The organism is Dokdonia sinensis (assembly GCF_003688895.1).
Taxonomy (GTDB): Bacteria; Bacteroidota; Bacteroidia; order Flavobacteriales; family Flavobacteriaceae; genus Dokdonia; species Dokdonia sinensis.
In genome coordinates this window covers 165,503-188,062 of the sequence record NZ_REFV01000001.1, presented here as the reverse complement: position 1 = coordinate 188,062, position 22,560 = coordinate 165,503, and the positions used below count along the sequence as shown (strand labels likewise).

The following is a 22,560-nucleotide window of genomic DNA, read 5'->3' as shown; positions in this document are numbered from 1 at the left end:
TACTTCTAATTCTTTTTTGCAATTAATTGAGCAGATAGCTTACCAGATATGAGTGCTGGAGGAACTCCAGGTCCAGGAACTGTCAATTGTCCAGTAAAATACAAATTTTTTACTTTTTTACTACGTAGTCCAGGACGTAAAAAGGCCGTCTGTTTCAACGTATTCGCCATTCCGTACGCGTTGCCCTTATATGAATTGTATTCTTTTATAAAATCTTTAACACAAAATGACTCTTTAAAAAGGATGCTTTCGCGGAAATTTTCTCCTGAAAGCTCCTCTAAACGTTCCATTATGATGTGGAAATATTCTTCTCTAAGTTCCTCTGTATCTTCGACTCCTGGGGCGATTGGGATTAAAAAGAAACCATTTTCTTTTCCTTCTGGAGCCATAGTCTCATCATTTGCCGAAGGGAAATTAGCATAAAACAAAGGTTCTTCAGGCCACGTTAAATCATCATAAATCGTACGTGCGTGCTCATCAAAATCAGTATCAAAAAACAAATTATGGTGTGCTACAGTATTAAATTTCTTGTCAAACCCAACATAAAAAAGTAGGGAAGAAGGAGCAAATGTGCGTGAGTCCCAGTATTTTTCTGAGTACTGTCTATGCTCAGATTCTAATAAGGTCTCCGTATGATGGTAATCTGCCCCAGATAATACAAAATCTGCTTCTATGAATTTCCCGTCTATATAAACACCATTTGCTTGCCCATTTTTTACAGAAATTTTTTCTACTCCAGCACCTGTTGTCATCATCACTCCAAGTGATTCTGCCAGTGTAATCATTCCTTTGATAACCTCATGCATTCCGCCTTTAGGATGCCAAGTGCCCAATCCGAAATCTGCGTAATTCATAAATCTATAAAATGCAGGCGTTTTATTAGGTTTTGCACCTAAAAACAAGACTGGAAACTCTAGAATGGAAACCAATTTTTCATTTTTAAATTCCTTGCGCACGTCATCGCTTATGGTTTTAAAAAATTGACCTACGCGTACTGCTGTCTCTGGTGTAACCAGTTCGAAAGGAGAAAGCCCAGGCTTATTTACTACATCGTTTATAGCGATATCGTAGTTCTTTCCAGCTTTCTTAATAAATTTCTTAAGCTTAGGAGAACTCCCTGGCTCAATACGCTCAAACTCAGTTGCAATTTTTTCTATTGTATCGCCTATGGTTACCACTTCATCCTTAAACCATACGTAATAAGCTGGGTCTAATTTTTCTAAACTGTAATAATCTGAGACTTTTTTGCCAAAATCTCTAAAGAACTTCTCAAAAATATCTGGCATCCAGTACCAACTCGGTCCCATATCAAAGGTGAAACCATCTCTTTTATATTGTCGCGCTCTACCTCCTAGTGTGTCATTCTTTTCATAAAGATGTACATCATAACCATCTTTGGCAAGATAGCAAGAGGCAGACAGGGAGGAGAATCCTGAACCTACTACGATAACTTTTTTAGGCATATACAGGCGTGTCCTTTTTAATAATGTTTACAAATTCTCTTATACTTAGCATTACTCTTATACTCTTGGGAAGACTCGGCTCATCTATATGATCCGATTTTGTTCCTAATACATATAAAGGTATGTTTTGCTTTCCGAACATATCATCGTATTCGTCAAAATATGCTGGTAAGTCTTCGTTATCTGGTTTTACAGTAAAGTAAGTGACAAAAGAAATATTAGGATGATTGAGTGATAAGTATTGGAGACTGTTTAATTCTATACTTTGTCCTAAGTAAATAACTTTAAATCCTTGACTTACAATTTCATAATTCAGAAAAAGTAAGCCTAATTCGTGTATCTCATTTTCTGGAAGAAAAAGTACAAACGTTTTAGATTCATCAGGTTTTACCTCTCTCTGTTTTCTTTCAATGCTTAAAAGTATTTTTTGCTTTATCAGATTAAAAATAAAATGTTCGTGGGACGGATTGATGGTATCCGTTTGCCATAACAATCCTATCTCGTGTAATAATGGCAGAAAAGACTCATAAAAGATTTCGGCAAAGGTCTTTTCCTTTATTAGCGTATCAAAGGTCTTATGAAACAGAGCTTGATCAAAATTCATCATTGCAATCTTAAATGAGTTGATTGCGTGGTTTTTGTTGCTCAAGCTTTGGTCTGCAACAATAGTTGCTACTGTACTTGCAATCTCACTAGTAGATTTCTGAGCTATTTTAGAAATTTTATGTCCATTTTCTAATAGGAAAACAACATTTAGTAATTTTTGTAAATCTGCAAGTGAGTATGTTCTTATGTTTGTGCTTGTCCTGCGTGGCTCCAAAAGTGTGTAGCGTTTCTCCCAGATGCGTATCGTATGGGCTTTAATCCCACTTAATCCCTCTAAGTCTTTAATGCTGAATTTTGTCTTAACAATATTATCCATTGAACAAATGTTGATCTTGTAAATTTAATAAAATCATTAATCGCTGTTTAAGTTTTGTAGTTAAATTTTAAACAAAACTAATAGTGTTCTTGCTTTCGCCCTGTATTTAAAGGATATCACAATGGTGAAGATTACTCTTTTTATGATAGATTTCACTATTAATAAGCTTTAACATTTTAGCTTTGAATTCTATTACAAACACGCTCGATGAACAAACCCCAAACAAAAAAGAAAAAAGCATATAAGTGGTTGCGCATATTGGGAAAAGTAGTGCTGGTATTTTTAGTGCTATTTCTTCTTTTAGTACTCGCCATACGAAGCGAGTGGGGACAAAATATAATCGTAAACAAGGCAACTTCTTATGTTTCAAACAAAACAAATACAAGGGTTGAGATAGAAAGGCTATTTCTAACATTTGATGGGAATCTACAGATAGAGGGCTTATACCTAGAAGACACCGCAGGAGATACGTTAATTTATTCTAATTCGCTTGAGGCGTCCGTTGAGTTAATGCCTCTCATAAAAGGAACAAAATATCATTTAAAGAGCGCCACTTGGGACGGTTTAGTCGCCAAAATCGAGAAAGACTCCATCTCAGAACAATTCAATTATCAATTTTTAATGGATGCCTTTGCCACAGCTGATACTACCGCTGTCGCGAAAGAGCAAACCACAAACCCCGAAATTGAAATAGGCACATTGGACTTTTCAAACTTTGACATCGAGTTCAACGACTACACTGGCGAAATCGTTAGTTCTTTTAAAATAGGCAAGCTCAATCTTGAGATGGATAAACTCGACCTTGAGAATATGCGTTTTACAGCAGGTGATCTTACTTTAAGTAACACCCAAGTAAAAGTCACCCAACTACCGCCCACCGTGGTTTCAGATACAACCGAAAGTGCGCTCCCGTATTTTGAAGTGGGAGATTTAAATATTACCAATTTTGACCTTGACTTTTCCTCAAAAGTTGACAACATAGATTTCGAAGGATTCTTTCCAGAAATTGAGGGTTCAGAAATGGCTATCACACTTTCTGACCAGCGATATGAAGCAAACAGCCTTTTTCTTAAAGATGCTGTTATGGCGTTTGAAGGAATATCCACAGAAAATACAAACACAACACCAGTAGCGGGCGAGGAGCAGTTAATACCGTGGCCACCGCTGGCGGTAAAAGGAAACTCGTTTATATTTGAAAACGTAGCCTTTTCTTCTAAAATAGGCACAACGCCTAACGTCCCTGGAGTTTTTAATCCAGAAAATCTCCAGCTCACGGCAATAAACCTGAAAGCACAGGACATCAACTACGAACCAGAAAATGTCCTTATAAACCTACAAGAAGTTTCTTTTACAGACCGAAGTGGTTTTAAAGTAAACCGTCTAGAAACAGATTTTAAATGGGATAAGAATAAACTTTCGGCTAGAGGGTTGTATGCAGGGGTAAACAGCAGTTATATTTCGGGCGATATCAACTTAGATTATCCATCATTTAACGCGCTCATTAATAAACCAGAAATTGTGCGAGTGGCAATTGACCTTCCAGAAGCTTCGGTAGATCTAACGACTGCATTTCAGTTTCAGCCAGACCTACGGAAGAATGAATATTTTAGTACGCTTTCGCGAAAGCGTATAAACACAAATCTCAAGCTCCAAGGAACCTTACAGCAATTACAAATAGACCCGTCTAACGCTTCTTGGGGACAAACAAAAATCGCCCTTAACGGAACGATTGAAAATCCGACAGATGTAGAAAATCTGGGGTTATATTTACCATCATTAACAGCCTCGACCACCAGAGAAGACCTTTTACAATTTGTAAATGAAGATTCGCTGGGAATAAAACTTCCCGCAACGATGCGTCTCGCGGGTAACGTTAGAGGTGCTATGGATGACCTTAAAGCAAAGGCCACGCTCACCATTCCTGAAGGTGTTGTGATAGTAGATGGCACATTTAAAAACCAGAATGACATCGCTTTTGACACCAAAATTGCGGTGCAAGAATTACAATTAGGGAAAATTCTCCAAAACGAAAAAATAGGAACCCTCACCTTTAACGCCATGGCGCGCGGTAGTGGAAGCAATGTAAACACGCTGGATGTCGTGCTGGATTCTCAGTTTGAGAAATTGGAATATGCTGGATATGACTTTTCGGCTTTGAAATTGAGAGGAAATATCAAAAACGGAAAAGGAGATATAGATCTAGATTTTAAGGATGAAAATTTGGATTTGGTGATGAATACAAAGGTGAAGTTGGACTCCGTAAACCCGGCATTTGACGTAGACCTCAATCTAAAAGGCGCCGATTTAGAAAAATTAGGCATCACTCAAGAAAACATAAAAGCAAAGTTCAAACTGGACGCCACATTCATAGGAAATGCAGAGCGTTTTAATGTAGAATCTCACATTACCGAAGGCCTCGCAGTATACGGTAACGAGCCGTATTATCTGGGAGATATTACACTAGATGCTAGAATACGACAGGACTCGACAGACGTACAGTTTAAAAGTCAAATCATAAATGCAGATTTAAAATCTAACGTGAGCCCGCAAGCGCTGGCGACCGCTTTACAGCGTAAATTCAAGAGTTACGTGACTGATAGTACCTATATGGACACGCTTGTAAATCCTGCGTCTATGGAGCTTAAACTGTATGCGAGGCAAACTACGTTACTCTCCGAGGTGTTGCTCCCGGGGCTGGATCGTTTAGATTCTATTTCTGGGAATATCCAGTTTGACGAAGGAGCGGGAACGCTAGTGGCAGATATTGAGGCGCCCTATATAAAATACGGTTCTAGTATTATTGATAGTGTTTATGTGCATTTAAAAGGTGATGAAAAAAATCTCGTTTTTGAATCCGGACTGGCAAATCTAACCGCAGGTCCGCTCGCAATGCAACGTACATTTCTGGATGGGAGCGTGAGTGACCAGACATTATTCTTAGATTTTAATGCGTATCAAGGAGAGGAAAGACTAGCCCATATCCAGTCAGAAACTCGATCTGAAAATGATACGATTGTCTTTCACATTAACCCAAAAGACCTCATCTTTAATAAGAAAGAGTGGGAGATAGGCGCTAGTAATAAAATGCGATTGGCAGAGAATCATATACGATTTGAGGATTTTACGCTTTCGCGAAATGCGCAACGCTTTGAGGTTTCTTCATCAGTTGCAGGCAGAGATAAATATCATATAGGATTACTTTTTGAGAATTTTAAACTGTCCACACTCACAAGTTTGCTCAATCCCGAAGAACCGCTCGTAAATGGTCTTGCACAAGGTTCATTTATCGTAGAGGATCCATTTATGGATGCAGGTATTGTGGCAGATGTTACGGTGAATGACTTTAAAGCAGCGACGGTACCACTAGGAACAATGACCGTCAAAGCGGCACAAAATTTAAGTGGTAAATATGATATGGCGGTGGCCGTAAAAGGTGATAATGTAGATGTAGACTTAAAAGGTGATTATGTAGCCTCGGCCGAAGGCGCGGCACTCAATTTACTTTTAGATATTAACAAAGTAAAAATGAAGGTTGTAGAAGGTTTTCTAGATGAATCCATAGCGCAAACCGAAGGAAGCCTCTCAGGTAAAATTAAAATAGACGGTATTCCAAATGCCCCCGATTATAAGGGAACAATCAACTTTAATAACGCGAGCTTACTGGTAAACGCGTTCAACTCCACGTTCAAGTTGCCTGAAGAGCAGATTAAAGTGGATAATTCTGGTATTTATTTGAATCAATTTACCATTAAGGATGGGGCAGATAATTCATTTATAGTAGATGGAGGTATTCTTACTGAAGATATAGCAAACCCTAAATTTAACTTGACACTTAAGGCAAACGACTTTCAAGCCTTAAATTCTACCGCAGAGGACTATGATTTTTTCTATGGAAAAGTAGCTGTAACTGCAGACTTAGCTATTACAGGAGACTTAAATATTCCTAAAGTACGCGGAAGTATGAAAGTAAACGAAGGTTCAAATTTTACAATGACTGTTCCAGAGTCACAACTCGATGTCCAGGAACGAGAAGGCGTCGTCATTTTTGTAAACAAGGAGAATCCAGATGATATTATGACCCGCAAAGACGATGAGGTAGCAAATGCCACACTCACTGGATACGATGTAGATGTCACCGCACGAGTAGATAAAAATTCAACACTTAAAATTATTATTGACGAGCGTAGTGGGGATAATTTCCAAGTATCGGGCTCGGGAGATTTTCAGGCAGGTTTGGAGCCTAATGGGCGCACCACGTTATCTGGTCGCTACACGGTAGATGATGGTCACTATGAAGCAAGTCTTTATGGCCTTGTAAAAAGAAGATTTAGAATTGCACCGGGAAGTACCATCACTTGGCAAGGAGACCCACTAGATGCATCTATGGATGTTAGGGCAATTTACGAACTTGAAACCTCGGCATCTGGACTTATGGCGGTGCGTACGGCTGGAGAGAGCACAGGAATAACAAATAAATATCAGCAAAAACTGAATTTCCTAGTGTACCTCAATGTAGATGGAGAACTTCTTAGTCCTGATATATCCTTTGCACTGGATATGCCAGAGGACGAGCAAGGACAGCTGGGAGGCGAGGTATATGGACAGGTACAGCAACTTAACAATCAAGAGGATGAATTGAACAAACAGGTCTTCTCTTTATTAGTGCTCAATCGATTCTTCCCAGGTTCTGGAAGTGATGGTAGTGCAGGAGGTCCTGCCTCAATCGCGAGAGATAACGTAAACAATGTACTTGCGGGACAGCTCAATAATTTTTCAGATAAGTTGATAGGCGGTACAGGAGTGAAGCTAGATTTTGGCCTTGATAGTTATACAGATTATCAAGGTGATGCTCCTCAAAGTAGGACACAATTGGACATAAGCGCGAGTAAGAAATTACTTAACGATAGACTTATCGTGCAGGTGGGAAGTGCTGTAGATCTCGAAGGAAGCAGTCAGGCATCTGGAGAAGGAGCACCAGTTATTGGGAACGTGAGTTTAGAGTATCTACTTACAGAGAATGGGCGGTATCGTTTGAAAGGTTTTAGAAGAAACGAATTTGAAAGCGTAATTGATGGACAACTTATCGTGACTGGGATTGCGCTCATCTTTAATCGAGAGTTCAATAAATTCAGTGAACTATTCAGGAAGCCTATCGTTGAGGAGGTTGAAAAGACCGAGGCTCAAAAGGAGAAAGAGGAGCAAAAAGAAAAGGAAAAGAAGGCAGACGATTGGGAGAAAGATGGGGATAATTAGTGGTGTAGTTGGGATTGTATTGGGTTACGCTTTCGCGAACCTGCCTGCCGGCAGGCAGGAGCGTAAAAACTTAAAAAGCATTAAATGAAATTGTATTTGAAATCCATACTAATTGCTCTAGCGGTTGCGCTTTTAGCTGGCTGTAGTGCTATGAAATATGTGCCAGAGGACGAAAAATTGTACACAGGTGCGGTCATAAACTTAACTAGTGAGACCGCCGAAAAGGGTCTGGATATCATTGAGACAGAACTAACATCTGTCACGCGTCCAGAACCTAATTCTAAAATATTAGGGATGCGTTTGGGACTGCGGGCTCACTATAAAGCACAGCGAGAAAAACCTGGTTTCTTAAATAAATTTCTGAATAAGAGAATAGGCGAGGAGCCTGTTTATATGTCTGACCTGGATGTAGAGCGTACTAAGGAATTACTGGACAATAGATTAGAAAATAGAGGTTTTTACCGCAACGAAATTATTGCCAAAGTAGATGAAAAGGAGCGCACAGGTAGTGTGACGTATGAGATAATGGTGCGCAAGCCATATAAACTAGAAAGTTATGAGGTAGATTCTGACTCATTACCTATTCATAGGGAAATAAAGAATGCTTTAGCTGAGAGTCCCATAAACAAAGGGGTGCGATATGACCTAGCTGTTTTTAAGAAGGAGAGAGAACGCATAGACAAGTATCTTAAAGAACGGGGATATTACAATTTTAATGCAGACTTCTTGATTTTTGAGGTGGATACAAATCGTTATAAGGATAAGCGTTATGATCTTTACGTACGCTTAAAAAAGCAAGTGCCACTCAAATCTATGGTTCCCTATGTGGTAGAAACTGTAAATGTATTTCCTGAATATAATCTAGAGACTGATGACAAAGTGCTCGATACGACAGTTGTAAATGGAATTAATTTTATACAGCGTCCAGAGTTTTTTAAGCCTAAACATCTAGAGCCTTACGTACTCTTTGAGCCAGGCAAAAAATATAATCCCACTGCATCTAGACTTACGAGCAACAGACTCGCTTCTATAGGAACTTATAAGTTTATTAATATAAAATATGAAACGGTAGATTCTATTACCTCCCCTTATGATACTGGAAAATTATCTTCTAGGATATTACTTTCTCCACTTAATAAAAGAGCCATTCGTACCGAATTGCAGGCAGTAACAAAGTCAAATGACTTTACGGGACCTGGACTCGCCGTCGTTTATAGCAACAGAAATCTTTTTAAAGGAGGAGAGACGCTTAATGTTACTGGTAACGTGGCTTATGAAACCCAAGTCTCTGGCGGTGACAATGCTGGATTGAGTAGCACGCAATTAGGATTGAATACGGACTTAATTTTCCCAAGACTTTTATTTCCCATAAAACTTGTAGACCGTTTTGAGTATGCAATACCTAAAACCATTGTCAGTCTGGGGGCAGAGTATTTGAATAGGAGTAAGTTATACAGCCTGACTTCTTTTAAAAGTAGTTTTGGTTATACTTGGAATGCAAATAAGTACGTGTACCACCAGCTTAATCCGATTAGTCTCAATTATGTGAGTTTAGGGAATACCACTCCCGAGTTTGAAGCCATTCTTAATGATAATCCTTTCTTAAGAAATAGTTTTGAACAGCAATTTATCGCTGGACTAACGTACTCTTTTACTTATAGCGAGCTGGGCGTTTCTGGCCGAAAGAACTCACTGTACTTTAATTCTAATTTTGATGTTGCAGGAAATACGATTGATTTATTGAGTTCAAAAGTGAATGAGGATGGCAATAAGGAGTTTTTGGGCTTAGAGTATGCGCAGTATGCAAAGCTGGATATGGATTTTCGTTATTATTTCAATCTAGGGAATGATAACAAAATAGTTTCTCGTCTTTTTGCAGGTATAGGCCTACCTTATGGCAATAGTGATGTGCTTCCTTTTTCCAAACAATTCTTTGCTGGCGGGCCATATAGTGTGCGTTCTTTTAGGATAAGATCTTTAGGACCAGGGACGTATAGGCCAGAAAATGGTGATCAGGGTTCATTCTTTGATCAATCTGGAGACATACGACTGGAGGCAAATCTAGAGTATCGTTTCCCTATAATTACATACTTTAAAGGAGCACTGTTTGCAGACGCAGGAAACGTGTGGCTCCTAAATGAAAATGACGCTTTGCCTGGTGGAAAATTTACGGGTGACTTTATCAATCAGCTGGGAATGGGCGTAGGTGCTGGATTGCGTGTGGATATACAGAACTTTGTAATTCGTTTTGACCTCGCTGCTCCATTGCGAGATCCTCGCAAGCAAGAAGGTGAACGATTTGATTTTGATATTTCTAATCCTGTGCTAAATTTTGCTATCGGGTATCCTTTTTAATGGATAATTTAAATAAAAAGAGCTTTATCTAATTTGTAGATAAAGCTCTTTCTTTTGAAATGGGATTACTATTATAAATCTCTCAAGACGCGACTTACAGCGTGTACCACTCCATTAGCTGCTTGAACATTTGTTACTACAATGGGATTTGCACCGCCATCAGGATCTATAACTGCTGTGTTATCAGCATCTATGGTAATATCTCCTCCAAGTGATGTCACGACTCCATTTTCTAAGTCTTCTGCTCGAACATTTGCCCCAGCAATAACGTGTAGAGAAAGTGTAGCCGCAAGTGTGTCACTATCAATTTCGTCTAATCCAGAAATACCAAGATCAGTTAGTAGGTTTCCGAACGCATCATTTGTAGGCGCAAATACTGTAAAAGGTGCAGGGCTTGTTCCGTTAGCTGTTTGTAACGTTGAGACAAAAGTAAAAGCTGGGTCTGCAGTAAGAGCAGCCTCTAAAGTATCAAATGTAGGATCTGCAGTAGCAAATGTGACAACGGTAGGCAAGTCTATCACGGTATCTACCACGTGCACAACACCATTAGAAGCTACAATATCTGCCTGAGCAACAGTAGATGCTCCATTAAGTACAACACCATCATCTGTATTAACATATAAACTTAGCTTAGCATCATCTTCTTCATTAAAGACAGCTTCTGTATTAACATATCCATTAACTAATCCAGAAGACAAAGCCACGGTGCCAGTAATTACGTGATTAGAAAGGATCTGCGCAAGATCATTACTTGCGGGATTTGTAAAAGCTCCAAAAGCATCGTTAGTAGGCGCAAATACTGTAAAGTCTAGTTCAGAATTTCCAAGGAGATCTGTAAACGTTGTGTTACCTCCCGCTGTAAGTGCTCCTACAAGACTGGATAATGCTGGATTTGTTGTTGCAAAAGTTACGATTGTAGGTAACTCTATGACAGTATTTACAGCGTGTATAATACCATTGTCAGTTTCAATGTTGGCAGAAACTACGGTAGACTGTCCATTTATGACGACTCCGCTTGTCGTATCTATATACATATCTAAATTTGCTCCAGTTGAAGCTTCTGTCGCAAGGTTTTTTACATATCCAGTTGTAAGTGATGTGGAAGGTGCTTCGATATCGAGGACGTGATTTAGTAAAACTTGCGTTAATACATCATTGTCTACATCTTCTAATTGAGCCCCATTTAAAAAGGCAGTAAAGGCTGCGTTGTCTGGTGCAAAAACTGTAAATGTTCCACTAGCGTCAAGAGTAGCATCTAATCCAGTTCTGACTAAAGCTTCTTCTAATAAACTGTAATTTTCATTTTCAATCACAAAATCTGCAATAGTGTTCTGTTCTGGAGTTATAATATTTCCATTATCATCATCATCACCACACGAAGTAGCCACAACGAGAGTTAGAGCCATTACAGCCATTTTTGAAATTTTAAAGAGTGTTTTCATAATTAATAGGATTTTTGTTTAAGACAAATTTAGTTTTGTTAAACAGAATAAAAACATAAAGAACCGTTAAACCTTTTTCAAGTACCTTTAATTAGGAAAGATTTAACTAATTAATTTTTAGTGCATAACAAGCTCATATTGTTATAGAGTTATTTATATACGCTTAATAACATTAAACGGACTATTACGTTAACTTATAATTATCCAAGTGAGGATATGTCACTTATATATGATTGTAAAATTTTATTACTAAGTAAATGGCTTTTAAATTAATATTCTCTATTGCTTTGCTCTTAACAGGGCAATGCATAGCTCAAGATTATAATAAAAATGATAAGGATGGCCACCGTCATGGAGCTTGGCGTAAATTTTTTGATGGAACGCAACAGTTGCGATATGAAGGTACATTTGAACATGGTAAAGAGGTAGGCACTTTTAAATTTTATTCAGAGACGAGTGGTAAGCAACCTGTGGTCACTATGAGTTACATAGACGGGAGTGATCTTGCGGAGGTAGTTTACTTTCGCGAAAGCGGAAAAAAAATCTCTCAAGGTCAGATGAAAAAACGGAATAGAATAGGCACTTGGAAATATTATCAGGAGGATGGTACCACGCTTATGACTACAGAAGAGTATGTAAATGGCAATATTAATGGAGAGAGAAAAGTCTATTTTCCAAACGGCCAGATTGCCCAGAAACATTACTTTATCGAAGGAAAGGAAGATGGGATAGACGAACACTACAATGAGAACGGTGTTTTGCTTAAGTCTTACACTTATAAGAATGGCTTGCTAGAGGGTTGGGCAACCCTCTATGATAGCGAGGGAAACTTAGAACGAGAGGGAAATTACAAAAGCAATAAAAAGCACGGCACCTGGAAATACTATAAAAATGGGAAACTGGATAAAGAGGTTAAATTTCCGCAAAATAAAATTGGTATCCGCCACTAGCAGCTTGGGCTGTAAGAAACAATACAAAAGGTAGATCTAGCGTCTACCTTTTTATATTTCCGTAATTTTGTAATTTGATAATTTGTAGTGATGAAAAGAGTAGTTGTAGGGCTTAGTGGTGGTGTAGATAGCAGTGTGACCGCACACCTGCTTAAGGAGCAGGGGTACGAGGTAATAGGCCTTTTTATGAAAAACTGGCACGATGACTCTGTGACAATCTCAGATGAATGTCCGTGGCTAGATGATAGTAATGATGCGATGCTTGTGGCTGATAAGCTAGGGATTCCATTCCAGACTATTGATTTAAGTGAGCAATACCGAGAGCGCATTGTAGATTATATGTTCCGCGAGTATGAGATGGGGAGAACACCTAACCCGGACGTTTTGTGCAATCGCGAGATAAAATTTGATGTTTTTTTAAAGATAGCATTGAGTCTAGGTGCAGACTATGTCGCTACTGGTCACTACTGTCAGAAATCTACTATCATAAAAGAGGGTAAGGAGATTCACCAATTAATTGCTGGCGCAGATAATAATAAGGATCAGTCTTATTTTTTATGTCAGCTATCTCAAGATCAACTTGCAAAAACACTTTTTCCTATAGGCCATTTACAGAAAAGTGAGGTTCGTGAGATTGCAGCTGCCCAAGACTTGATAACTGCTGGAAAAAAAGATTCTCAGGGACTCTGCTTTATAGGTAAAGTGAGACTTCCAGACTTCTTACAACAAAAACTCAAGGCTAAAGAAGGTGTCATTATCGAAGTTCCGAAGGAACGGGTTCCCGTTTTGCAAATCGTAGGAAAAGATAACGCTTACGCGAAATTAGATTTAAACACAATATCCTCATCAGATCTCTCGCTACTTGCCGAAAAGCCGGTTTTCACCAAGGCCGACGGGAAAATTGTAGGAAAACATCAAGGCGCTCATTTTTTTACAAAAGGCCAGCGTAAAGGCTTAGGAGTAGGTGGAACTCCAGAACCTCTATTCGTCATTGAGACCGATGTAAATGAAAATATTATATACACAGGACAGGGCAAAGATCATCCAGGATTATACAGAAATGGCTTATTTGTGAAAGAAGCTGAAATCCATTGGATACGTAAAGATCTAGAACTCACAGTAAGCGACACTATGGATGTTAAAGCTCGGATACGTTATAGGCAAGCCCTTACACCAGCCCGATTACATCGTGTTGAAAATGGGCTGTATATTATCTTTGAAGAACCCCAGTCTGCGATACAGGAAGGACAATTTGTAGCTTGGTACGATGGTGAAGAATGTCTGGGATCTGGAGTCATTTCTTAGGGATTTAGAAAATCTTAAAATTTAAAAATCGTAAATTTACGTTACGCCCACAGTACCTAATTTTATATTAGGTAGGTGGCATTTCAAAACTTACGATATGAAAAAAATCCTACTCTTACTCTTCTTAGTAACAACTAGTACCTACGCTCAGCAAGATGCTTGGGTATATTTTACGGACAAAGAAAACGTTCAGACTAGTATAGATAACCCTATATCTATTCTTACCCAAGAAGCCATAGACCGAAAGGCCATGCACAACACGCCTATAGATGAGCGTGATGTGCCGGTTAACGAAGATTATATATCAGAGATTAAAAATCAAGATGGTATAGCGGTATTGGCTAAGTCAAAATGGTTTAATTGTGTGCATGTACGCGGAAGTTTAGAAAATATCCAAAACCTACTTGACCTTTCATTTGTAAGCAGTATTGAGTATGCAGATAGGTCGAGAAATAGGAATCCAGATAATTTTTATTTCCAAAAGGAAGCTCCAGAGCAGCGGGTAGACTTTACATACGGAACAACAGAAAATCAAGTAACGATGCTTTCTGTAGATGAGGTGCATCTTCAGGATTATACTGGTGAGGGAATGATTGTCGCCATTATGGATTCTGGATTCTCGGGAGTAGACACTCAAGACGGATTTGCAAGAATACGTGATAATGGAAAGCTCTTGGGAGGTTATGATTTTGTTTCTAAAACAGAAGACGTATTTGCTTTTCAAGGTAGCGATCACGGTACGCGTGTAGTAAGTAATATTGCAGGTTTTGTCCAAAATCAGTTTGTAGGAACAGGACCAGACGCAGCAATTTATTGTTTTAGAACAGAAGATGTTGCAAGTGAAAACCCTGTCGAAGAATCAAATTGGGTAGAAGCAGCAGAGCGAGCAGATAGTTTAGGAGTAGATATTATTAATACCTCCCTAGGGTACAGAAACTATGATTTTGATCCGTATGATCTTACCTATGAAGATATGGATGGGGAGACCGCTTTTATCTCTAGAGGGACAACTATAGCTTTTGAAAAAGGGATGTTGGTCGTAACAAGTGCTGGAAATTCGGGTAGCGGAATGATTTCGGCACCAGCAGATGCCGTAGGAGCTCTTACTGTAGGAGCAGTAGATAGTGAGGGGAACTATGCCAGTTTTAGTAGTATAGGCCCATCTTCAGACGGTCGAGTAAAGCCAGATGTTATGGCAAAGGGAGCGAGTGCTGCAGTTATAAGATCTAATGGTACAATCACCACGAGTAGCGGCACAAGTTTTAGTTCGCCTATTATGGCGGGTGCCGTGGCAAGTATTTGGCAAGCAAACCCTAATCTCACAAACGCGGAGCTTATGCAATTTATACGTGAGGTGAGTAGCACCTTTGACAATCCTACACCTCAGTTTGGGTATGGTATCCCCGATTTCGGAGCGTTGCTAGAAACGTTGTTGAGTGTAGATGACTCCGCTTTCGCGAAAGCGTACACCCTACAACCCATCCCAACTTCAGATCGTTTTCAAGTCGGACTTCCAGAAGGAGTGAATGAAGCTTCGTTACGATTATTTAATATAATAGGTCAAGAAGTACATCGTGAGTTCATCAAAAATGATAATCAATGGGTAGATATTTCGGAATTAAAATTGGGCATTTATCTAGCAAGACTGGAGAGCACAAATCTTTCAAGCACCATTAAAATCATCAAAAAATAGTGAATCGTATCACGGAATTATTTGGCGTAAAATATCCTCTCATTCAGGGCGGAATGATATGGAACAGCGGTTGGAGACTAGCAAGCGCTGTGAGTAACGCTGGTGGGTTGGGCATTATAGGTGCCGCATCTATGTATCCAGAGGTGCTCAGAGAACACGTAAAAAAATGTCAAATAGCAACAAGCAAACCTTTTGCGGTAAATATTCCGATGCTTTATCCTAATATCGAGGAGCATATGGAAACCATAATCTCGCATAAGGTTCCCATTGTATTTACTAGTGCTGGTAATCCAAAACTATGGACACAACATCTCAAGGCCCACGGAATTAAAGTCGTACATGTTGTAAGTAGTGTGAAGTTTGCACTAAAGGCTCAAGAAGCAGGAGTAGATGCTATCGTTGCAGAAGGTTTTGAGGCTGGAGGTCATAATGGTAGGGAAGAAACTACAACGCTCACACTTATTCCTATGGTAAAAGCGCAACTCAAAGTGCCACTCATCGCTGCTGGAGGTATTGCAACAGGAAGAGGAATGCTTGCCGCAATGGTTCTGGGAGCAGATGGAGTTCAAGTAGGAAGTCGCTTTGCTGCGAGTATAGAATCAAGCGCACATCAGGCTTTTAAAGAGATAATTGTAAATGCAAAGGAAGGGGACACGACTTTAACTTTAAAAGAACTCGCACCAGTACGATTAATAAAAAATAAGTTTTACAATGATGTGGCTCAACTTTATAAAAGCTCGCCTACACCAGATCAGTTAAAAGAATTGCTAGGCCGCGCTCGAGCCAAAAAAGGAATGTTTGAAGGGGATTTAGTTGAAGGTGAATTAGAAATTGGTCAAATTTCTGCACTCATAAATGATATAAAACCAGCAGGACAAATCGTTAAGGATATGATTACAGAATTTAATGAGGCTAAGATGGCGTTATCTCAAATTGAAAATTTTGATGTCTAGAGGTTATTTCCAAAGAGTAGACCTAGTTTTCAGAGACATTAAATTATATATCTTCCGAACCTATCATTAGCTTAAGTAGCGCAATGGCCGCCTCACTAATTTTAGTGCCCGGCCCAAAAACTGCAGCAGCTCCAGCATCAAACAAAAATTGATAATCTTGCTGAGGTATTACACCTCCAACGATGACCATTATATCCTCTCTTCCTAATGCTTTGAGTTCTTCTATGACTTGTGGTACTAATGTTTTATGTCCTGCGGCAAGTGACGATACTCCAAGAATGTGTACATCATTTTCCATCGCCTGTTTTGCAGCTTCTTTAGGCGTTTGAAATAAAGGACCAATGTCTACGTCAAAACCAATATCTGCATAACCCGTTGCTACTACTTTTGCACCACGGTCGTGACCGTCTTGACCCATTTTTGCAACCATAATGCGTGGTCGTCTTCCATCAATTTTTGCAAACTGATCTGCGAGTTGTTGCGCTTTCGCGAAAGCGGGATCCTTTTTTACTTCCTTGCTATACACTCCACTAAATGATTGAATTACCGCCTTATGACGTCCATAAACTTCCTCTAGAGCATCTGAAATCTCACCCAGAGTTGCTCTTTCCCTAGCCGCCTCGACGGCTAAAGCTAGTAAATTTCCACTTTTAGCACGAGCCGCTTGGGTTATTTTTTCTAAAGTTCCCGTGACCTTAGCTGTATTCCTACTTGCTTTGATTGTTGCAAGTTGTTTGAGCTGACCTTCCCTTACTTTAGTATTATCTATATCTAGGATATCTAGGTGTTCCTCCTCCGTAAGTCGGTATTTGTTTACACCTACAATGATATCTTGTCCACTATCGATACGGGCTTGCTTACGTGCAGCGGCTTCCTCTATGCGAAGCTTAGGGATTCCAGCTTCTATAGCTTTTGTCATACCGCCCAGTTCCTCTACTTCCTCGATGAGTTTCCACGCTTTATGCGCTATTTCGTTTGTAAGTGATTCTACATAATAGCTTCCCGCCCAAGGATCGACAGTTTTAGTTATATGAGTTTCTTCTTGCAGGAAGATTTGAGTATTACGAGCAATACGTGCAGAAAAATCTGTAGGAAGCGCTATGGCTTCATCTAGCGCGTTTGTATGTAAACTCTGGGTCCCTCCAAAAGCAGCAGCGGCGGCTTCGATACACGTTCGGGCAACATTGTTAAAGGGGTCTTGCTCTGTAAGGCTCCATCCGCTGGTCTGGCAGTGGGTCCTGAGCGCCAGTGATTTTTGATTCTTTGGGTTGAACTGGGAAACAATTTTAGACCAGAGCATTCTGGCTGCTCTCATCTTTGCCACTTCCATAAAATGGTTCATCCCAATCGCCCAGAAAAAAGATAATCTAGGAGCAAAGTGATCGATATCCATTCCTGCAGCAATACCTGTCCTTAGATACTCAAGACCATCTGCTAGCGTATATGCAAGTTCGATGTCGCAGGTAGCACCCGCTTCTTGCATATGATATCCTGATATGGAAATACTGTTGAACTTAGGCATTTTCTCAGCCGTAAATTCAAAAATATCCGAGATGATACGCATAGATGGAGTAGGAGGATAGATATAGGTATTACGGACCATAAATTCCTTAAGAATGTCGTTCTGGATTGTCCCTGAAAGTTTTTCTAGAGAGACTCCTTGTTCTTCGGCAGCCACAATGTAAAAAGCCATTATGGGCAGCACGGCTCCGTTCATAGTCATCGATACCGACATTTGATCCAGCGGAATCTGATCAAAAAGGACTTTCATATCCTCAACCGAGTCTATGGCAACTCCAGCTTTCCCTACGTCCCCAACGACCCGCTCGTGATCGCTATCATAACCGCGATGTGTAGCCAGGTCGAAGGCTACCGAGAGCCCTTTTTGTCCTGCAGCAAGATTGCGACGATAAAAATCATTGCTATCCTGAGCAGTGGAGAATCCTGCGTACTGACGAATTGTCCAGGGCCGTCGCACGTACATGGTACTGTATGGTCCCCTTAGATATGGTGGTAATCCTGCAACAAAATCAAGATGCTCAACTGTTTCAAGATCATCTTTACGATATCTCTTCTTGAGCGATATTTGCTCAGCGGTTTTTGTTGTTTTTAACTTTTGTGACGAAGTTATTTTTTGCTTTCGCGAAAGCGTACTCAGATCAATATGTTGCACATTGCGTCTTGCCATTACTCTGTTGTCGTTTCAGATGGTATTGCATCCCAATCTATATTTGCAAGGTTTTGATAGTATGCGTCTAGAGCAACATATAAAGCGAGATTACGCTGTCTGTCGAGATCACGTCCTTTATTGCGCATACGGGTATCCATTAACTTAGGATCCATACTTCCTGTCTCAATAAGCGCCTTTAGGGTTTTCATTATGGCACCATCTTCCAAGTTGTCCAAAAGACAAGTGACTGCTGGATGATCATAGTTGAGATTACTTTTACCTTCCAGGTTCATTACAATGATTTTTTCTTCCTTGAGTTTTTCTAAAATAGCTTTTGAGTGATCACTGGGTAATCTGTTAAACTCTGCAGTACCTGATAGACCAGGGACTATAAATCGCGCATAGGCTACGGTAGTGCGTTGGGTTTCTGGATCATAGTTACGCGTGATGTCCTGTTCAAAACTATACAGGGCTTCGTTGAGCAAGGCATTTTTTTGACCTGTACAGTTTATACTTTGCTCTTTATCTGCATATTTATATTCTAAAGCGGGAGTTTTTTTTCCAGTCTCACAGCTTGTTGCTAAAAATGTGGCACATAAAAATAAAAGGATTCTCATTGTGGTATTGATATTAAAATTACACTTCATTTTTTAGTCTTTCTTGCTCGATAATTTCGGACAGTCTCCTTGGGATGATAGGAGTGATGATGGTTTTCCGAGGGTTTCTTTTTACAAACGGGAACAACTCTAATTCATCTTTCATCTTGTCTGTTAAATTGGGATGTTTATTTGTTCCTAGCAGTATAAGCTCTTTATTATTAAACTGCTCTTGCTCTCGAGCGTCACTTTCTTTTATTTTACGTTGTATCGTTCCTTCTTTAAGTTGCTTGAGAAAACCACCTTTTTGCTCAATTTCCTTAAAGAGGTCAAGAGATTTTTGAGCGAGTTGTGATGTGATCGATTCGATATAATATGCTCCATCTGCTGGATTGCTCACGGCATCAAAATAACTTTCTTCTTTTAAGATAATGAGTTGATTTCTGGAAATGCGCTGACCAAAGTTGTTTGTTTTATGATAAATGGCATCGTAAGGCTGATTTACCACCACATTTGCGCCTCCTAGTATGGCGCTCATACACTCCGTTGTAGTGCGTAGCATATTCGTGTTATAATCGTAAATCGTTTTATTACGTCTAGTAGGATGCGCAATTATATGTACTCTGGTCGATTCAGAAAAACCGTATTCAGATAGTAATATGGCTGTAAGTTGTCTTAAGGCACGCAGTTTTGCTATTTCAAAAAAATAATTTGTCCCCACGGCTACCTCAAAAGTGATGTGTGGGCACTCTATTTTCTGTTGCTCTATATGGTTGAGGTATTCGTTAAGGTGGGAAATACCGTAAGCCAGTTGCTGTACCATTGTAGCGCCAGCATTTTGGTAGAATGTGGTATCTATGGTAATGTTTTTTTGACCTTCGGAGTTAAGAATCGTGTTTAATATTTTATGGTCTCGTTCCATCGAGTGGAACCAGTTTCCATCTTCTATAAGGTGATGAATGAGGTCTAGTTTTAAGGTGGTGTTTTTATACGCTTTCGCGAAAGCGTAAAACCTCACACAAAAATCTTCATCTAGAAACCGAAGATTAAAGTAAAGCGGGATTTCTCTTTCGGACAAATGATTATAGAGCACCTCAATGTCAAATGGCTCATTTGCAGTGAAATAAATTGCTTCTGCGCCAGCTTCAATCGCTGTATTTGCCGTGACGGCGCTTTGGGCAGGGTCGAGAATAAATATCGCCTCGCTTATGTACCATTGCTCAGGAGTTTGAGGAGTGGTAAGCTGGGATTCATCTATATCATCTCCGTGATAAAAAGGCTTAACGTCTATTCCCTCATTAGTATGCCAGATCAAGGTGTCATTATAAGAGGCTCCTTTCAAGTCAAACTGAATTTTTTGCTTGAACGCCTTTGCCGAAACGGGATCAAAATCTTGAAAGAGATTACTTTTTGTCATTGGGAGAGATGCTGTCTTCGTATTCTATGATATAAATTTCTTCATTATCCTTTTTCATAAGATATTCTTCGCGAGCAAATCGTTCTAGCCCTGCGCTATCGGTCAGTTTTTTAATCTGCGATTTATCGGTTGCTATCTCGTTCTCAAAATATTCCTTGTTGCCTTCCAGTTTTTCTATTTCTCCATCTAGTTCTCTATGCAAAAGCCACGAACTTCCATCGAAGAATATCATCCAAACGAGAAATATCATAAATATGAGCACATACTTATTAAGCAACCCAGAAAGGAGTGTTCCTAGGATGATATTTTTAGATTTTATACGCTCTATTTTCTGGCGAATTCCCATATAGACGAAGATAGTAATTCCCTATGATAAACGCTCGTTTATGATGCTTCTTACTATGTCTACAGCAACAGTGTTGTACTTGTTATTTGGGATAATAATATCTGCAAATTCCTTTGTAGGCTCTATGAATTGCTGGTGCATCGGTTTAAGGGTAGTCTGGTATCTATTTAATACTTCTTGCAAGTCGCGACCACGCTCTGCAATATCTCTTTTGAGGCGTCTTATTAAACGCTCATCACTGTCTGCGTGGACAAAGGCTTTAATGTCAAAGAGTTCTCTTATTTGGGCATCTGTAAGGATGAGAATACCCTCTACAACCAGTACTTGTGTGGGACTGGTGAGCACAGTTTCATTTGTTCTATTATGCTCGACAAAGGAATATACTGGTTGTAAAACAGAACGTCCCGCACGTAACTCGCGCAAGTGGTCACAAAGCAACGGGAAATCTATTGCGTTAGGGTGGTCAAAGTTGACCTTCGTCCGCTCTTCTTTTGTAAGATGTGATAAATCCTTGTAATAGGAGTCTTGCGAAATAACCGCTACCTCGCCATCTGGAAAATGTGAGATTATCTGTTCTACAACCGTTGTTTTACCGCTACCGGTGCCACCACCTATTCCTATAATGAGCATAAAAAAGTATTTGTACAAAGGTAGAAAAATAGGGGATTGATTGCGCTTTCGCGAAAGCGTAAAAAAGATTTTGGAAATTACTTTTTCATCTGTTTAATTTAATTATATTTGCACCCCGGTAATTATTCGGGGTATAGCGTAGCCCGGTTATCGCGCCTCGTTTGGGACGAGGAGGTCGCAAGTTCGAATCTTGCTACCCCGACAAAAACCACAGAGCAATCTGTGGTTTTTTTATTTTATGTAGTTACAATTACTTTATGCGATATACTATTCTAGGCGTATATAGCTCTCTCCCTGAGAACGTTCACCATCTTTATCTATCCGAATTTGCTGGTAACTTTTTGCCCCAAGAAGAAGCTCAAAACGGAATACTTGCGTAGTATCTACAATCTTCATCATAGGTCCAGAGGCATATTCTAGTCGTTCTTCTAAAACACCATCTGCAACCGTATATGTTCCATAACCGAACCACTCATTTGAATCTGTAGGATCGTTGCGAGTCCACATTACCTTGCCCTTACTATACATTTTTACTTGCCTATATCCATTTTCATTTGAAATCGTTTCAGATAGCATCCCATCTTCATATAATTGCTGATTCTCGAGTTCCCAAACGCCTTCTAGAGTAAGTTCTAACGTGTCAGTTTTTAATCCATCCCCAAGAAATAGGGTAGCACTCATCAAATAAAAGCTAATCATCATTAAGGTCTTCATAGTGTTTTATTTTGAGGTTAAATTAATTGTTTGATTTTCAATACTATAATTTACAAAATTTAAATTTGATACACTTGTGAATATTCTTTGGGTGTTTGTTTTAATGTAACAGGGGCTATTCTTTATATTTGCGCCTATAAAAAACGGGTAGTAGCTTAGTCCGGTTAAAGTGTCCCGCTTGTGGCGGGAAGATCGGATTTGTTTCTGTCTTTGTTTATTGAATTACGGGTAGTAGCTTAGTCCGGTTAAAGTGTCCCGCTTGTGGCGGGAAGATCGGATTTGTTTCTGTCTTTGTTTATTGAATTACGGGTAGTAGCTTAGTCCGGTTAAAGTGTCCCGCTTGTGGCGGGA

General features: G+C 39.6%; 15 protein-coding genes and 1 tRNA gene. 7 read left to right on the top strand and 9 right to left on the bottom strand.

Annotated elements, in window-relative coordinates; translation table 11 throughout:
- Nucleotides 1-5: 5 nt before the first annotated feature.
- On the bottom strand, nucleotides 6-1,463 hold the full coding sequence (locus tag EAX61_RS00730) for a phytoene desaturase family protein (RefSeq protein WP_121915735.1): 1,458 nt from the start codon (nucleotides 1,461-1,463) through the stop codon (nucleotides 6-8).
- Nucleotides 1,456-2,385 (bottom strand): MerR family transcriptional regulator, encoded by a 930-nt coding sequence (locus EAX61_RS00725; RefSeq protein WP_121915734.1) that lies wholly within the window; start codon nucleotides 2,383-2,385, stop codon nucleotides 1,456-1,458. Before EAX61_RS00725 ends, EAX61_RS00730 begins: the two co-directional genes overlap by 8 nt.
- 207 nt (nucleotides 2,386-2,592) lie before the next feature.
- Between EAX61_RS00725 and EAX61_RS00720 the strand changes: the two genes are divergently transcribed.
- Together EAX61_RS00720 and tamL are read left to right on the top strand one after the other, a co-directional pair.
- Nucleotides 2,593-7,638: a translocation/assembly module TamB domain-containing protein gene (locus EAX61_RS00720; RefSeq protein WP_121915733.1), complete on the top strand. Its 5,046-nt coding sequence runs from the start codon at nucleotides 2,593-2,595 to the stop codon at nucleotides 7,636-7,638.
- 84 nt (nucleotides 7,639-7,722) lie between these two features.
- On the top strand, nucleotides 7,723-9,993 hold the full coding sequence (tamL, locus tag EAX61_RS00715) for a translocation and assembly module lipoprotein TamL (protein ID WP_121915732.1): 2,271 nt from the start codon (nucleotides 7,723-7,725) through the stop codon (nucleotides 9,991-9,993).
- Between the two features lie 71 nt (nucleotides 9,994-10,064).
- Here tamL and EAX61_RS00710 read toward each other — a convergent pair whose 3' ends face one another.
- Nucleotides 10,065-11,435 (bottom strand): fasciclin domain-containing protein, encoded by a 1,371-nt coding sequence (locus EAX61_RS00710; protein ID WP_121915731.1) that lies wholly within the window; start codon nucleotides 11,433-11,435, stop codon nucleotides 10,065-10,067.
- Between the two features lie 257 nt (nucleotides 11,436-11,692).
- On the opposite strand from EAX61_RS00710, the gene EAX61_RS00705 reads away from it, so the two are divergent.
- The 4 genes from EAX61_RS00705 to EAX61_RS00690 all read left to right on the top strand — a co-directional run bounded on the left by EAX61_RS00705 (nucleotide 11,693) and on the right by EAX61_RS00690 (nucleotide 16,336).
- Complete coding sequence (locus tag EAX61_RS00705) at nucleotides 11,693-12,385, top strand: toxin-antitoxin system YwqK family antitoxin (protein WP_121915730.1); 693 nt, start codon at nucleotides 11,693-11,695, stop codon at nucleotides 12,383-12,385.
- A 90-nt stretch (nucleotides 12,386-12,475) separates the two neighbouring features.
- Nucleotides 12,476-13,690 carry a tRNA 2-thiouridine(34) synthase MnmA gene (gene mnmA / locus EAX61_RS00700; protein ID WP_121915729.1) on the top strand — a complete coding sequence of 405 codons (1,215 nt, stop codon included), beginning with the start codon at nucleotides 12,476-12,478 and terminating at the stop codon, nucleotides 13,688-13,690.
- A gap of 97 nt (nucleotides 13,691-13,787) precedes the next feature.
- Nucleotides 13,788-15,383: a S8 family serine peptidase gene (locus tag EAX61_RS00695; protein ID WP_121915728.1), complete on the top strand. Its 1,596-nt coding sequence runs from the start codon at nucleotides 13,788-13,790 to the stop codon at nucleotides 15,381-15,383.
- Entirely contained in the window at nucleotides 15,383-16,336 is a 954-nt protein-coding gene (locus EAX61_RS00690; protein WP_121915727.1) for an NAD(P)H-dependent flavin oxidoreductase, read from the top strand. The genes EAX61_RS00695 and EAX61_RS00690 overlap by 1 nt, the downstream gene beginning before the upstream one ends.
- Nucleotides 16,337-16,379: 43 nt before the next feature.
- Here EAX61_RS00690 and scpA read toward each other — a convergent pair whose 3' ends face one another.
- The 5 genes from scpA to udk all read right to left on the bottom strand — a co-directional run bounded on the left by scpA (nucleotide 16,380) and on the right by udk (nucleotide 21,495).
- On the bottom strand, nucleotides 16,380-18,524 hold the full coding sequence (gene scpA / locus EAX61_RS00685) for a methylmalonyl-CoA mutase (protein ID WP_121915726.1): 2,145 nt from the start codon (nucleotides 18,522-18,524) through the stop codon (nucleotides 16,380-16,382).
- The gene (locus EAX61_RS00680; RefSeq protein ID WP_147448314.1) at nucleotides 18,524-19,123 is read right to left on the bottom strand and encodes a hypothetical protein; all 600 of its coding nucleotides are present in this window, start codon (nucleotides 19,121-19,123) and stop codon (nucleotides 18,524-18,526) included. Before EAX61_RS00680 ends, scpA begins: the two co-directional genes overlap by 1 nt.
- A gap of 19 nt (nucleotides 19,124-19,142) precedes the next feature.
- Nucleotides 19,143-20,519 (bottom strand): methylmalonyl-CoA mutase subunit beta, encoded by a 1,377-nt coding sequence (locus EAX61_RS00675; RefSeq protein WP_121915724.1) that lies wholly within the window; start codon nucleotides 20,517-20,519, stop codon nucleotides 19,143-19,145.
- A complete protein-coding gene (locus tag EAX61_RS00670) occupies nucleotides 20,506-20,769 on the bottom strand; it encodes an FtsB family cell division protein (protein WP_236641966.1) in 264 nt (87 codons plus the stop codon). The genes EAX61_RS00675 and EAX61_RS00670 overlap by 14 nt, the downstream gene beginning before the upstream one ends.
- A gap of 117 nt (nucleotides 20,770-20,886) precedes the next feature.
- Nucleotides 20,887-21,495 carry a uridine kinase gene (gene udk / locus EAX61_RS00665; RefSeq protein ID WP_121915722.1) on the bottom strand — a complete coding sequence of 203 codons (609 nt, stop codon included), beginning with the start codon at nucleotides 21,493-21,495 and terminating at the stop codon, nucleotides 20,887-20,889.
- Between the two features lie 127 nt (nucleotides 21,496-21,622).
- Here udk and EAX61_RS00660 point away from each other — a divergent pair.
- Nucleotides 21,623-21,697 (top strand) — tRNA-Pro (locus tag EAX61_RS00660).
- A 65-nt stretch (nucleotides 21,698-21,762) separates the two neighbouring features.
- Here EAX61_RS00660 and EAX61_RS00655 read toward each other — a convergent pair.
- Complete coding sequence (locus tag EAX61_RS00655) at nucleotides 21,763-22,209, bottom strand: hypothetical protein (RefSeq protein WP_236641959.1); 447 nt, start codon at nucleotides 22,207-22,209, stop codon at nucleotides 21,763-21,765.
- Nucleotides 22,210-22,560 lie beyond the last annotated feature (351 nt).

Coding starts and splice junctions, on each gene's coding strand:
- EAX61_RS00730 (WP_121915735.1), bottom strand. CDS start 1,463: ATGCCTAAAAAAGTTATCGTAGTAGGTTCAGGATTCTCCTCCCTGTCT.
- EAX61_RS00725 (WP_121915734.1), bottom strand. CDS start 2,385: ATGGATAATATTGTTAAGACAAAATTCAGCATTAAAGACTTAGAGGGA.
- EAX61_RS00720 (WP_121915733.1), top strand. CDS start 2,593: ATGAACAAACCCCAAACAAAAAAGAAAAAAGCATATAAGTGGTTGCGC.
- tamL (WP_121915732.1), top strand. CDS start 7,723: ATGAAATTGTATTTGAAATCCATACTAATTGCTCTAGCGGTTGCGCTT.
- EAX61_RS00710 (WP_121915731.1), bottom strand. CDS start 11,435: ATGAAAACACTCTTTAAAATTTCAAAAATGGCTGTAATGGCTCTAACT.
- EAX61_RS00705 (WP_121915730.1), top strand. CDS start 11,693: ATGGCTTTTAAATTAATATTCTCTATTGCTTTGCTCTTAACAGGGCAA.
- mnmA (WP_121915729.1), top strand. CDS start 12,476: ATGAAAAGAGTAGTTGTAGGGCTTAGTGGTGGTGTAGATAGCAGTGTG.
- EAX61_RS00695 (WP_121915728.1), top strand. CDS start 13,788: ATGAAAAAAATCCTACTCTTACTCTTCTTAGTAACAACTAGTACCTAC.
- scpA (WP_121915726.1), bottom strand. CDS start 18,524: ATGGCAAGACGCAATGTGCAACATATTGATCTGAGTACGCTTTCGCGA.
- EAX61_RS00680 (WP_147448314.1), bottom strand. CDS start 19,123: ATGAGAATCCTTTTATTTTTATGTGCCACATTTTTAGCAACAAGCTGT.
- EAX61_RS00675 (WP_121915724.1), bottom strand. CDS start 20,519: ATGACAAAAAGTAATCTCTTTCAAGATTTTGATCCCGTTTCGGCAAAG.
- EAX61_RS00670 (WP_236641966.1), bottom strand. CDS start 20,769: ATGATATTTCTCGTTTGGATGATATTCTTCGATGGAAGTTCGTGGCTT.
- udk (WP_121915722.1), bottom strand. CDS start 21,495: ATGCTCATTATAGGAATAGGTGGTGGCACCGGTAGCGGTAAAACAACG.
- EAX61_RS00655 (WP_236641959.1), bottom strand. CDS start 22,209: ATGAAGACCTTAATGATGATTAGCTTTTATTTGATGAGTGCTACCCTA.